11 protein-coding genes are annotated in these 12,326 nt (G+C 71.0%); 5 read left to right on the top strand and 6 right to left on the bottom strand.

Features of this window, described 5'->3' with window-relative positions; all coding sequences use genetic code 11:
• Positions 1-37 precede the first annotated feature (37 nt).
• Positions 38-826: a sulfite exporter TauE/SafE family protein gene (locus OG936_RS09905; RefSeq protein WP_406493981.1), complete on the top strand. Its 789-nt coding sequence runs from the start codon at positions 38-40 to the stop codon at positions 824-826.
• Positions 827-851: 25 nt separating this feature from the next.
• Here the strand turns inward: OG936_RS09905 and OG936_RS09900 are convergent, their stop codons facing one another.
• From OG936_RS09900 to OG936_RS09885, 4 genes are all read right to left on the bottom strand, one after another.
• Entirely contained in the window at positions 852-1,475 is a 624-nt protein-coding gene (locus OG936_RS09900; protein WP_406493980.1) for a class F sortase, read from the bottom strand.
• 128 nt (positions 1,476-1,603) lie between these two features.
• Positions 1,604-2,272: a hypothetical protein gene (locus OG936_RS09895; protein WP_406493978.1), complete on the bottom strand. Its 669-nt coding sequence runs from the start codon at positions 2,270-2,272 to the stop codon at positions 1,604-1,606.
• Between the two features lie 401 nt (positions 2,273-2,673).
• Positions 2,674-3,153 carry a DUF5990 family protein gene (locus OG936_RS09890; RefSeq protein WP_406493976.1) on the bottom strand — a complete coding sequence of 160 codons (480 nt, stop codon included), beginning with the start codon at positions 3,151-3,153 and terminating at the stop codon, positions 2,674-2,676.
• 57 nt (positions 3,154-3,210) lie between these two features.
• Complete coding sequence (locus tag OG936_RS09885) at positions 3,211-4,011, bottom strand: aminotransferase class IV family protein (RefSeq protein ID WP_406493974.1); 801 nt, start codon at positions 4,009-4,011, stop codon at positions 3,211-3,213.
• Positions 4,012-4,268: 257 nt separating this feature from the next.
• Between OG936_RS09885 and cutA the strand changes: the two genes are divergently transcribed.
• The gene (gene cutA / locus OG936_RS09880) at positions 4,269-4,610 is read left to right on the top strand and encodes a divalent-cation tolerance protein CutA (RefSeq protein WP_383756417.1); all 342 of its coding nucleotides are present in this window, start codon (positions 4,269-4,271) and stop codon (positions 4,608-4,610) included.
• Positions 4,611-4,665: 55 nt separating this feature from the next.
• Here the strand turns inward: cutA and OG936_RS09875 are convergent, their stop codons facing one another.
• The gene (locus OG936_RS09875) at positions 4,666-5,409 is read right to left on the bottom strand and encodes a vancomycin high temperature exclusion protein (RefSeq protein WP_406493972.1); all 744 of its coding nucleotides are present in this window, start codon (positions 5,407-5,409) and stop codon (positions 4,666-4,668) included.
• Between the two features lie 263 nt (positions 5,410-5,672).
• Here OG936_RS09875 and OG936_RS09870 point away from each other — a divergent pair, with 263 nt between their 5' ends.
• Together OG936_RS09870 and OG936_RS09865 are read left to right on the top strand one after the other, a co-directional pair.
• Positions 5,673-7,019, top strand: coding sequence for a deoxyguanosinetriphosphate triphosphohydrolase (locus OG936_RS09870; protein WP_406493970.1), 1,347 nt, complete (start codon positions 5,673-5,675; stop codon positions 7,017-7,019).
• A 199-nt stretch (positions 7,020-7,218) separates the two neighbouring features.
• Positions 7,219-8,511 (top strand): NAD(P)/FAD-dependent oxidoreductase, encoded by a 1,293-nt coding sequence (locus tag OG936_RS09865; protein ID WP_406493969.1) that lies wholly within the window; start codon positions 7,219-7,221, stop codon positions 8,509-8,511.
• 52 nt (positions 8,512-8,563) lie between these two features.
• Here the strand turns inward: OG936_RS09865 and OG936_RS09860 are convergent, their stop codons facing one another.
• Entirely contained in the window at positions 8,564-9,904 is a 1,341-nt protein-coding gene (locus tag OG936_RS09860; protein ID WP_406491871.1) for an IS110 family transposase, read from the bottom strand.
• Positions 9,905-10,261: 357 nt separating this feature from the next.
• On the opposite strand from OG936_RS09860, the gene dnaG reads away from it, so the two are divergent.
• Positions 10,262-12,169, top strand: coding sequence for a DNA primase (dnaG, locus tag OG936_RS09855; protein ID WP_406493967.1), 1,908 nt, complete (start codon positions 10,262-10,264; stop codon positions 12,167-12,169).
• The last annotated feature ends 157 nt before the right edge of the window (positions 12,170-12,326 follow it).

The following is a 12,326-nucleotide window of genomic DNA, read 5'->3' as shown; positions in this document are numbered from 1 at the left end:
TGGACGAGGCACGTGTCGCGTCCTTAAGGTCGCGATCATGCCTGATATAGCACTCACCACACTGGTCGTCCTCTGCCTCGCGGCAGCCGCGGCGGGCTGGATCGACGCGGTGGTCGGCGGCGGCGGGCTGCTCCTGCTGCCCGCCCTGCTGCTGGGACTGCCCCATGCCCCGGCCGCGCAGGTACTCGGCACCAACAAGGCGGTCGCGATCGTCGGTACGACGGGCGCCGCCGTGACGTACGTACGCAAGGCGCCGGTCAAGGTCGGGGCGGCCCTGCGGATCGGGCTCGCGGCGCTGGCCGGCTCGATGGCCGGGGCGTTCTTCGCGGCCGGGATCAGCAGCGAGGTGCTGCGCCCGGTGATCATGGTCGTGCTGCTGGCGGTGGCGGCGTTCGTGATGCTGCGGCCCTCGTTCGGCAGCACGGTGGACGACGGTACGAGGCGCCAGGTCACCCGGGCCCGCACCGTCACCGCGATCGTGCTCGTCGGCGGCGGCATCGGCTTCTACGACGGGCTGTTCGGCCCCGGCACCGGAACGTTCCTCGTCCTGGCGCTGACCGCGGTGCTCCACCTCGATCTGGTGACGGCTTCGGCCACCGCCAAGATCGTCAACGTCTGCACCAACGGCGGGGCGCTGGCGATGTTCGCGTACCAGGGCAGCGTGCTGTGGCAACTGGCCGCGCTGATGGCGGTATTCAACCTGGCGGGCGGGCTGATCGGGGCGCGGTTGGCGCTTCGGAAGGGCAGTGAGTTCGTCCGCGGCGTTCTGCTGGTCGTGGTGCTCTCACTGGTCGCGAAGCTGGGGTTCGACCAGTGGGCGGCGTGAACGACGCGCTCCGGGTGCGCCCGGTTCACCGCACCGCGGTGAGGTGCGCGTACGCCACCACATTGCCCCGGTAGCCCGTAGCCTTCGAGAATCCGCCGCCACAGGTGATCAGCCGCAGCGAGGCGTAGGGCGAGGCACCGTACACCCGCTCGTCGGGGAAGTCGTCGCTCTCGTAGACCTCGATCCCGTCGAGGGAGAAGACGGCGGTGCGCCCGTCCTGGCGGACCACCTCGACCGTGCTGCCCTTCTGTAGGGAGCCCAGGTCGTAGAAGACCGACCGGCCCTGCGCGTTGTCGACATGACCGGCGACGATGGCGCTGCCCTTGGAGCCCGGGGGAGTGCCGTCCCGGTACCAGCCGACGACGTTGCGGTTCCCGGCCGGCGGCACGTCGAGACTGCCGTCGGCCCCGAGCCCCAGCCGCATCATCGGGGCGTTCACCCGGATGCTCGGGATCCGGATGCGCACGGGTGCCGAGGGCTTCAGCGGTTCGGCGAGGGGAGACCCCGGCTGCGGCTCGGGGCCCGCGGCGAAGCCCTGCGCGGTGGTCGGCTGGGGCGGGAGCAGCTGGGTGCCGGCGCCGTGCCGGATCAGCCAGACACCGGCCAGCACCGCGATGACCAGCAGCCAGCCCTTGGCCTTCTGGGACACGGTCGTCCTCCGGGTGACGAAGCGCGGACGGGAGGGGGACGGGTTCGGGTACGGAGCAGTCCCGTCCCGGTGGTCGCGCGGCCACCGGGACGGGAACCTGGCGGTACGGAGACGTGAATCCGTCTCCGTCAGCCGGCTTCCTGCGTGCCGCTCGCCCGGCGACGCAGGAGCCAGGCTCCGCCGACGGCGGCACCGGCGAGTACGCCGGCGCCCGCCGCGATCTGGGAGGTGTCGGACCGGACACTGCCGCCGACGCCTGTTTTGACGCGCCCGATGGGACCGGTGGGCACGGATGAGTCGTTGCGTCCGGACGAGGAGCTGTCGCGGCCGGATGACGAGGAGTTGTCGCGATCGGATGATGAGGAGTTGTCCCGGCCCGAGGACGAGTTGTCGCGTCCGGACGAGGAGTTGTCGCGGCCCGAGGAGTTGTCGCGCCCGGACGAGCCCCACTGGTCCTCGGACGGGTTCCGGTTTCCGTTCCCGCGCTCGTTGGAGTCCTCGTTCCTGGAGGGGGTGCTGAGCCCGGAGAAGGCGTTGAGCCCGCCGACGGAGTCGAGCAGCGAGGGGACATTGAGGCCGAAGGGGGTGTCGCGCGCGGCCCCGGGCGGGTCGTCCCCGTTGTCGTTGTCGCCGCCCTGCGTCTGCGGGCCGCTGTTGGTCCGTGGTACGGCCGCCGAACCGGCGCGCAGTGTGCCGGAATCGCCCGCGTACGCGGGCTGCCCGGCGCTGAAGAGGCCGAGCGAGGCTATGGTGACCGCGAAAGCCGCGGCACCGGTCACTGGGCGAGCAGGACGCATGGGGTTCCTCCGGCAATGGCGCGAGTAGGTGTGTCCTGACCACGAGCTAACGGGCCGGCCGTCGCCCATGCCTGCTGACACCAAGTCAGCTTTCACCCGGACGGCTCGGCGCGGCATCCTTGCCAAGATGCATATGTGCAGGTCACGGCCGTGATCGAAGTGAGTGTGGCTGGCATCTCACCGTTCGGTGCCGATCGAGTGATGCCATCCGGGAGGAGAGTGGCGTACGTCACACGCATGACTTCGTGGGGGTCGGGCACACGCCTGAAGCCCCCCACGGGACGGTGCACCGGGCCGCCCCCGGCCGCCGCCCCCACCGGCTCCATCCCCCCTGGCTCCGGTGGGGGCGGTTCCGTGCCGGACGCCCCGCGACATGCCGTTCCCGCAACCGCGCGGCGCTCTCAGGACACGCGGCGCACCCGGGACGGCGCGGTGGCGGACCATTCGATGACCGGCGGGCGCACCCTGGCGCAGAGCGGCTGCCCCTTGGCATCGGAGAGAGGCAGCCGAGCGGTGAGATGCCCCGAGCGCACGGCGGCTTCGAGCACGGCCGGATCGATGTCGCCCAGCATCAGCTTGGCCCGCCGGAACATGCTGAAGACGCCGTCCTCGTCGACCGTGCCCCAGGACAGGTAGACAAAGCGCCCACCCAGCCGGTTCTGCACGTAGGGCCCCTTGATATCGACGCCGTCCGCGGTGGGGGTCGCGGTGCAGCTCAGGGTCCACGAGGCCGACGGGGCGTCACCCCGGTGCAGGCCGAGCAGTTCGCCCGGCCTGTCCTTGCGCTGCACGGCCACGTGGATGTTGTGGGCGGCGGGGAAATCGCTGTCGGGCCCGCAGGTGAGGCCGGGGAGACGAGAGCCTTCGATGTGGATCAGCATGACTCCATGCTCCTTCCTTCCTCGGGCGCCGGTCGGCCCGCGTGACGCCGGGAGACCTCAGACCGTGTCCCACGGCGCGCTGTCGTACGCCTGTCCGATGTGCTTCATCAGTTGCTCGTCCACCGTGAACTCGATGTCGTCGATCCGCCGGACCGGCGCGATGCCCTGTGAGTTGGTGAGGAACGCCGAACGGTACCCGGCCAGCCCGTCCAGCGTCACCGGACGCCGTACGGACTCCAGTCCCGCGCCGGGCAGTTGCCGCTCCAGCAGCGCCATGGTGATGCCGAGCAGGGCGGGGGCGGCGGGCCAGACGACCGAAGTGCCGTCCCAGAAGCCGACGTTGGTGATCGCCCCCTCCGTCACCGTACCGTCCGGCAGGGTCAGCAGGGCCTCGTCGAAACCCGCGCGAGCGGCGAGCCGCGCGTGGTACGTCTGGCCGAACTCGCCGGGACGCTTGATGTGCGGCACGGTCCTGGCGTACGGGACGGACATCAGGTCGTGCGGCTCGGTGGACTTCCGGGCCGGCCCGCGCACCGTGACCACGACGGTCGTCTCCGTATCGCCGGGCGGCAGAAAGCCGTACACCCGGGTCGAGGCGTCTTGTACCCCGGCACTGTCCAGGGCGTGCCGGATCAGTTCGCGGATCCGTTCCCCGTCCAGCGGGCGTTCGAACAGCTCCTGGTTCGCCGAGTCCAGCCGGGCCAGATGCAGGGCGAGGCCGCGCACCTTTCCGTTCCTGACCTGCATGGCCGTGAAATGGCCGTAGCCGAGGAAGGCGGGAATCCGCAGATCCGCCTCGGTGGCCGGGTGCCCGTTGAACTCGGCGTACGGGAAAGGCGCGGGAGGGGGAGTGGTCATGCGGCCCACGGTATGCCGCGACGGGCGATGACGGACCCCGACGGACCGGCCTTGACCTCAACCATGGTTGACATATGAACCTCTCCGCATGGACCTCACCACAGCACCCGTACCCACCCCCACCGCCTCCGCCGCGCCCCTGAAGGCCGCCCGTCCGTCCGTACGGCGTCTGACACCGGGCACTGCGCCGCGCCGCGACGCCCCCGACAATCGAAGGGCACCTGATGACCCAGTGACCGACACCGAGGAGCCCGAAGGTGACGACGCCGCCGGCATGGCTGACCGTACTGACCACGACCGACAGCGAGGAGAAGGCCCATTCCCTGGCGCAGGGCGCGGTGGAGGCGCGGCTCGCCGCCTGCGTACAGATCTCCGCGCCCGTCACCTCGGTCTACCGCTGGCAGAACGCCATCGAGACCACCGAGGAGTGGCAGCTGCTGTTCAAGACGACGGCCGGGCGCTACGACGAACTGGAGGCGCATCTCCTGGCGGCGCACGACTACGAAACCCCCGAGGTCATCGCGATCCCGGTGGTACGGGGCAGCGCCCGCTACCTCGACTGGGTCGCGGCCGAGACCGCCCCGGTCACCCCTCTGTAGAACCGGCACTCTTGAGAACCGGCCCGGCACTCTGCAGAACCGGCACCCGCGGCCGTCACCGCTCGTCCGCCGCCAGGGCCTTCCCGAGGGCCTCCCCGATCCCGGGCTCCTTCGGGCCCAGGAAGTGCGGGTCCGGCCTGAACACGGCGTCCAGCGCCGCCTTCCCCGCCGCGAACACCTCCCGCGTCCCGCCGTAGTACCAGGTCGCATCGTGTACGGCGTCGACGCCGACGCCGTACGCGTCGATCCCCGCGGTCCGGCACAGCGCGATCGCCCGCCGGATGTGGAACCCCTGGGTCACCAGCACCGCGCGGTCCACCCCGAAGATCTTCTTGGCCCGGACGCACGAGTCCCAGGTGTCGAACCCGGCGAAGTCGCTCACGATCCGCTCGTCCGGCACGCCCTGCTCCCTGAGATACGTGCGCATGGCGTCCGGCTCGTCGTACTCCTCGCGGCTGTTGTCACCGGTCACGAGCACGACCTTCACCTTCCCGCCCCGGTACAGCTCGGCGGCGGCCTTGAGCCGGTTCGCGAGATACGGCGACGGCTTGCCCTGCCAGAGCCCGGCCCCGAACATCACGGCGACCTGCTGCGCGGGCGCGTCCGCGGTCGTCCTGACCCGGGCGTCGGCGACGGAGTACATCCAGGTCGCGGGTGCCAGCGCCACCAGGCAGGCGACCATCACCCCCTGTACGGCCCGCCGCTGCCCGCGCCGCGTCCGCGGCCACCGCGGCCGAAACCGCCCGAGCTGCCCGATCTGCCCGAGCCTTCTCAGCCGTCCCGGCTGCTTCTCGCGCATGGGTGTTCCCCTGTTCCCGCTCGTCCCGCCCTGTCCACGCTGTCCCACATGATCGGACGACCGACGGGGAGAAAGGGTTCTCCATCTCCCTATTTCGTTGATTTCGTTACCGTTTCCGATCACTCCGCTCGATGCGACGCCCCCGGTGAGCGGCCCTCGCTCCCGCGCACCGATGCGGCAATCCCGCCCTCGCGTCCTTGGCGCACGACGGAGTCGGCACCAGCTGAGCCGTCCTGTCGGTCCGGCCGTTTACTGTCGGAACCATGGACGGTACGCAGGATTCCCAGTGCACCCACGGCACCCAGTGCACCCACGGCACCCAGGACCACGGCATGGCCCCCTACCGTGCCGCCGACGCCGAGCGCTGGGACACCGAGCCGGACAAACGGCCCGGGCGTACCGCGTTCCAGCGTGACCGCGCCCGGGTCCTGCACTCCGCCGCACTGCGCCGGCTCGCTGGGAAGACCCAGGTCGTCACCCCCGGCACCCGCAGCAACGCCTGGGACGCCAGCCCGCGGACCCGGCTCACCCACTCCCTGGAATGCGCCCAGGTCGGCCGCGAGCTGGGGGCCGCGCTCGGCTGCGACCCCGATCTGGTCGAGGCGGCCTGCCTGGCCCACGACCTGGGCCACCCGCCGTTCGGACACAACGGGGAGCAGGCGCTCAACGACTTCGCGTCGGACTGCGGAGGCTTCGAGGGGAACGCCCAGTCGCTGCGCCTGCTGACCCGGCTCGAACCGAAGCGGTTCGTGCCCGACACCCGGACCGGCGAGCTGGTCAGCGTCGGACTCAACCTGACCCGCGCCGCGCTGGACGCCGCCACCAAATACCCGTGGCCGCGCGGCGGACACCCCACCGACCCCGGCTCGCCGAAATTCGGGGTGTACGAGGACGACCTGCCCGTCTTCGAGTGGGCCCGGCACGGCGCCCCGAAGGACCGCAAGTGCTTCGAGGCCCAGGTCATGGACTGGTCCGACGACGTCGCGTACTCCGTGCACGACTTCGAGGACGGGCTGCACGCCGGGCACATCGACCCCAACTGCCTCTACGCCGAGCCCGAGCGGAACGCGATCTGGGCGGTCGCCATCGGCCGCTACGTCCCGGCGGACACCGACCCCGAGGAGCTGTCCGACGCCCTGGACCGGCTCATCGCCCAGGACTGGTGGCCGCACAGCTACGACGGGTCCGCCGTCGCCCAGGCCCGGCTGAAGGACGCCACGAGCCAGCTGATCGGCCGGTTCTGCCTCGCGGCCGAGACCGGCACCCGGCAGAGGTACGGGACGGGCCGGCTGATCCGGTACGCGGCCGAGCTCGTCGTTCCCCGCGAGACACGCAACGAGTGCGCCGTCCTCAAGGCGGTCGCCGACCGGTACGTCATGCAGCGCGCCGAGCAGGAGGCGATCCGCGCCGACCAGCGGATCGTCATCGCGGAACTGGCCGCCGCGCTGACCGCACGCGCCCCGGAGGGGCTGGAGCCGCAGTTCCGGGCACTGTTCGACGCCGCCGCCGGGGACCGGGCCCGCAAGCGGGTCCTCGTCGACCAGATCGCCGCCCTGACCGACGCCTCGGCGCGTTCCCTGCACGCATCCCTCACCAGACGCCGCCGCTGACCGGAGGTCCCGTCCACGCGGCCGGACCACGCCGCGTACGACCGCGTGCGCCCGGCGGTCACCGCCTCCCGGCCTCGTCCGCGGGCTTGCCCACGACCACTGGGTGTGACCTGATCGGTGTACACCCTCTTTCGCCATCACGCTGCGTGCGGGACGCTCGCAGTCGGGCCCCGCGCAGTAAGCACCGAGGAGGCATCACGTGGTCGACGCACATCGGACGTTCGTCATCGTCGGCGGAGGACTGGCAGGAGCGAAGGCGGCCGAGACACTCCGGACGGAGGGTTTCAGCGGCCGGGTGATCCTTCTCGGCGACGAACGCGACCATCCGTACGAACGGCCGCCGCTCTCCAAGGGCTACCTGTTGGGCAAGGAGGAACGGGACAGCGTCTTCGTCCACGAGACGGCCTGGTACGCGGGCGCCGACATCGAGCTCCATCTGGGCCAGCCCGTCACCGTCCTCGACCGGGCGGGCCGCTCCGTACAGCTCGGCGACGGAACCGTCGTCCACTACGACAAGCTGCTGCTCGCCACCGGGGCCGAGCCGCGCCGCCTCCCCATTCCGGGTACGGACCTGGCCGGCGTCCACCATCTGCGCCGCCTCGCCCACGCCGACCGGCTGCGCAACGTGCTGACCTCCCTCGGCCGCGACAACGGCCACCTGGTGATCGCCGGGGCCGGCTGGATCGGCCTGGAGGTCGCGGCGGCGGCGCGCGAGTACGGTGCCGAGGTCACCGTCGTCCAATCGGGGCCGACCCCGTTGCACCATGTCGTCGGCCCCGAACTGGGCCAGATCTTCACCGATCTGCACAGCGACCACGGTGTCCGCTTCCACTTCGGTGTCCGTCTCACCGAGATCATCGGCCAGGACGGCCTGGTCCTCGCGGTCCGCACCGACGACGGCGAGGAGTACCCCGCCCACGACGTGCTCGCCGCGATCGGCGCCGCCCCCCGCACCGGTCTCGCCGAAGCCGCGGGGCTCGCCATGGCCGCGCGCAAGGACGGCGGCGGCATCGCCGTCGACGCCTCGCTGCGCACCTCCGACCCGCACATCTTCGCGGCCGGGGACGTCGCCAACGTGGCCCATCCGCTGCTGGGCGCCCGGCTGCGCGTGGAGCACTGGGCGAACGCGCTGAACAGCGGCCCGGCCGCGGCCCGCGCCATGCTCGGCCAGGAGGTCGGCTACGACCGGGTGCCGTACTTCTTCTCCGACCAGTACGACCTCGGCCTCGAATACTCGGGCTGGGCGCCGCCGGGCAGTTACGACCAGGTGGTCATCCGTGGCGACGCGGGGAAGCGCGAGTTCATCGCCTTCTGGCTGAAGGACCACAAGGTGCTGGCCGGGATGAACGTCAACGTGTGGGATGTCACCGACGCCGTGCAGGAACTGATCCGGTCCGACCGGCAGATCGACCCGGACGCACTGGCGGACCCGTCGGTACCACTGACCTCCCTGACCGGAAAACTCCACGGTGAGACGGGTACGGCGAGGTAGCCCCTGGTCGGTGACGTCGAGGGGCTGCTTGCGGGGGCTTCGGCGGGTTCGGTCAGGCGGCGGCCGGGGTGAGTGTGACGTCGTGGCCGAGGGCGGCGAGCTGGCGGACGAGGTCGCGGGTCTTGCGGGTGGGGTCGAGGTTGCGGGTGTGGAAGTGGGCTCCGAGGTCGCGGTAGCGGGCGGTGGGGTCGCTCATGAGGTGCCAGACGGAGACCAGGATGGAGCGGGCGACGGCGACCAGGGCTTTCATGTGGCCGCGGCGTTTGGCGATGCGGCGGTAGCGGGCGCCGAGGAAGGTGTCGGTGCGGGCGGCGGAGATCGCTGCTTCGCCGAGGGCCCCGCGGAGCCAGGGGTTGCCCTTGCCGGTGGGTCCGGAGGTGTTCTTGCCGCCGGACTGGATGGTGCGTGGGGAGAGTTTCGCCCAGGAGACCAGGTGCCCGGCGGTGGGGAAGACGCTCATGTCCAGGCCGGTCTCGGCGAGGATCACCTGCGCGGTGCCCGGTCCGATGCCGGGGATTTCGTCGAGGCGTTCGGTGTCGGTGATCGGTATGAGGGTGCCCTGTCCGGGGCCCTCGTCGTCCTCGGTGGTGGACAGTCCGGCCAGGCGCAGGGTGATGCGGGCGGTGAGCTTGTCGATCTGCACGGTGAGGTAGTCGACGGTGTCCAGCAGCATCCGGCACATGAAGGCGTGGTGTTCTTCGAAACGGCCGGTCAGTGATTCGGCCAGGGTGGCGTGGCTGGCCTTGATGGTGCCGTGGGCCAGGTCCGCGAGGGCCTTGGGGCTGCGTTCCCCGGCGATGAGTGCTTCGAGCATTGCCCGGCCGGAGACGCCGAAGATGTCGGCGATCACGGTGGAGAGCTTGATCTGGGCGTCTTCGAGGAGCTTCTCGGTTCGCTGCTTGTGACGGGTGCGCTCGTGCGTCATCACCGCCCGGGCCCGGGTGAGATCGCGGAGTTCACGGATGGGTTTCGGGGGTACGAAGGAGGGCCTGAGCATGCCGCGTTCGGTGAGCTTGGCCAGCCAGACCGCGTCCAGGCGGTCGGTCTTGGGCCGGCCGGGGACGTTCTTGACGTCCCGGGCGTTGACCAGCCAGCACTCCAGTCCTCGGGATTCGAGGAGGAAGAAGTACGGCTTCCAGTATGTCGAGGTCGCTTCCATCACCACCCGGGTGACGCCCTGGCAGATCAGGTGGTCGGCCAGCTCCAGGATCGCGCCGGATGTCGCGACGGTGTTGAAGACCCGCTGGACGCGCTTGCCCGGCTTGTCCTCGTGCGGCACCCGCACGCAGACCATCCCGGACGCCTTGGCGATATCGATCGCGGCGACGCGTTCCACCAGCTCGGCGGCCTGCTCGATCTCCTCGACGTCCTCACGGTCCTCGGCCTCGGCCATGGACAGCTCCCCTCAGTCCTCGTGTCCGCGAACAGAACGGCGCCTGCCCGTGGGACCGCTGGGGGAGCGAGAATCTGACCGGCGTGCTCGAAGGCAACAGTGCGTGGCCCCTCTGCGGTCCCGGCGCCAGACTGACCTACGGGCTCAACGTCCCAACGAGACATCGGGGTCGGCGGGCAGGCACCGCGATCATGTTTTCACGCCAGCAAGGCGTACCCGAAAGGGATCAGGGGGACTGACCTGAACGGAGCCGGGCCGCACCGACGGGCGGGGCCGGGCCGGGCTGCGCCCCGCCCGGTTCCACGGATCACATCGGCGCGCGGCACGGCTGTCGTACCCCACCCGTAGACTTCACCCGTGGCAGGCAGGATCAATGACGACGATGTGAAGGCGGTACGGGACGCGGTCCCGATCGACGCCGTCGTTTCCGAGTATCTCCAGCTGCGCAACGCGGGCGGTGGCAACCTCAAGGGCCTCTGCCCGTTCCACGACGAGAAGTCCCCCTCCTTCCAGGTCAGCCCGAGCAAGGGTCTCTTCCACTGCTTCGGCTGTCAGGAGGGCGGCGACACGATCGCCTTCGTGATGAAGATCGACCATCTCTCGTTCTCCGAGACGGTCGAGCGGCTCGCCGCCAAGGCGGGCATCACCCTGCGGTACGAGGAGGGCGGCTACAACCCCTCCCACCAGCGCGGTGAGCGCATCCGGCTGGTCGAGGCGCACAAGGTGGCCGCCCAGTTCTACGTGGAGCAGCTGGACGGCCCCGAGGCCGAGATCGGCCGGAAGTTCCTCGCCGAGCGCGGCTTCGACCAGGCGGCGGCCGCCCATTTCGGCGTCGGCTACAGCCCGGCGGGCTGGGACCACCTCACCCGCTATCTGCGCGGCAAGGGCTTCAGCGACAAGGAGCTGATCGCCTCCGGCCTCTCCCAGGACGGCAGGCGCGGCCCGATCGACCGTTTCCGCGGCCGGCTGATGTGGCCGATCAGCGACACCTCCGGCGAGGTCGTCGGTTTCGGCGCCCGCAAGCTGCGCGACGACGACAACGGACCGAAGTACCTCAACACCCCCGAGACCGCGATCTACAAGAAGTCCCAGGTGCTCTACGGCATCGACCTGGCGAAGAAGGACATCGCGAAGGCCAGCCGGGCCGTGGTCGTCGAGGGCTACACCGACGTGATGGCCTGCCATCTCGCCGGGGTCACCACCGCGATCGCCACCTGCGGTACGGCCTTCGGCGGCGACCACATCAAGATCCTGCGCCGCCTCCTGATGGACAACGGCAGCGCCCGGGTGATCTTCACGTTCGACGGTGACGCGGCCGGCCAGAAGGCCGCGCTGCGAGCCTTCGAGGACGACCAGAAGTTCGCCGCCGAGACGTACATCGCGGTCGCCCCGGACAACATGGACCCGTGCGATCTGCGCCTGGCCAAGGGCGACGAGGCCGTCCGCGACCTGGTCGAACCCCGCACGCCGCTCTTCGAGTTCGCGCTCCGCCAGATCGTCGGCCGGTACGACCTGGAGACCCCGGCGGGCCGCGCCGCCGCGCTCGACGAGGCGGCGCCCGTCGTCGCCAAGATCAAGACGGGCAGCGTGCAGCGCGAGGTCGCCGTCCAGCTGGCCGGCTTCGTCGGCATCCTGGACCAGGAGTACGTCGTGCACCGGGTCAATCAGCTCGCCCAGTGGGCCCGCGGGCGGGGCGACCGGCGAGGACCGGAGCCGGCCTCCTCCCGCCCCGGCGCGCAGCCCCAGCAGGTCCGGGCCCCCGCCGTCCCCTCCGGCCCCGCGCTCAACCTCCGCAGCCCGGCGCACCGCACCGAGCGCGAGCTGCTCAAGCTCGCCCTGCAGCGGCCCGCCCTGGTCTCCCCGGCCTTCGACGCCTACGGGGTGGACGAGTTCACCGCCCCGCCGTACGCCGCGGTCCGTCAGTGCATCGCGGAGGCGGGCGGCGCGGAGCTGGGCGTCCCCGAGACCCGCGAGTACCTCGTCCAGGTGCTCGACGCGACCCCCAACGACACGGTGCGCAAGCTGGTCACCGAGCTGGCGGTCGAGGTCTTCCACGGCAAGTCCATCGACGAGGCGTACGCGGGCGAGCATCTGGTCAAGGTCCGCCTGCGCGCCGTCGACCGCCGGATCAACGACGTCCAGGGCAGCCTCGCCCGCCTCGGCAGCAATGTCGCCCCGGACCATCTGGCGGCCGCGCAGAACGAGGTCTGGGTCCTCCAGCAGTACGCCCAGTCCCTGCGCAACAACGGCGCCGACGCGCTCTGAACCGGGGCTTCCGCGCGCCCCGTGGCCGTGCAGGCGTGCCGGGGCCGGCCGGCCCGCCGGCCGCCGTTGCGTCCTTGATTGCCGCAAGGGTCTCGATCGCCGTTCCTCCTTGATCGCTGGACGGGTCCCGATCGCCGGACAGGTCCCGATCGCCGGG

Source organism: Streptomyces sp. NBC_00846, from assembly GCF_045207325.1.
GTDB lineage: Bacteria > Actinomycetota > Actinomycetes > Streptomycetales > Streptomycetaceae > Streptomyces.
Note: the sequence above shows the minus strand (reverse complement) of the source record. Positions and strands in the feature narration are given on the sequence as shown.

What these genes read in the sequence shown, in the direction of transcription:
- OG936_RS09875 (WP_406493972.1), bottom strand. Translation starts at nt 5,409, where the DNA reads ATGCGCGAGAAGCAGCCGGGACGGCTGAGAAGGCTCGGGCAGATCGGG.
- OG936_RS09885 (WP_406493974.1), bottom strand. Translation starts at nt 4,011, where the DNA reads ATGACCACTCCCCCTCCCGCGCCTTTCCCGTACGCCGAGTTCAACGGG.
- OG936_RS09870 (WP_406493970.1), top strand. Translation starts at nt 5,673, where the DNA reads ATGGACGGTACGCAGGATTCCCAGTGCACCCACGGCACCCAGTGCACC.
- OG936_RS09890 (WP_406493976.1), bottom strand. Translation starts at nt 3,153, where the DNA reads ATGCTGATCCACATCGAAGGCTCTCGTCTCCCCGGCCTCACCTGCGGG.
- OG936_RS09895 (WP_406493978.1), bottom strand. Translation starts at nt 2,272, where the DNA reads ATGCGTCCTGCTCGCCCAGTGACCGGTGCCGCGGCTTTCGCGGTCACC.
- OG936_RS09905 (WP_406493981.1), top strand. Translation starts at nt 38, where the DNA reads ATGCCTGATATAGCACTCACCACACTGGTCGTCCTCTGCCTCGCGGCA.
- OG936_RS09860 (WP_406491871.1), bottom strand. Translation starts at nt 9,904, where the DNA reads ATGGCCGAGGCCGAGGACCGTGAGGACGTCGAGGAGATCGAGCAGGCC.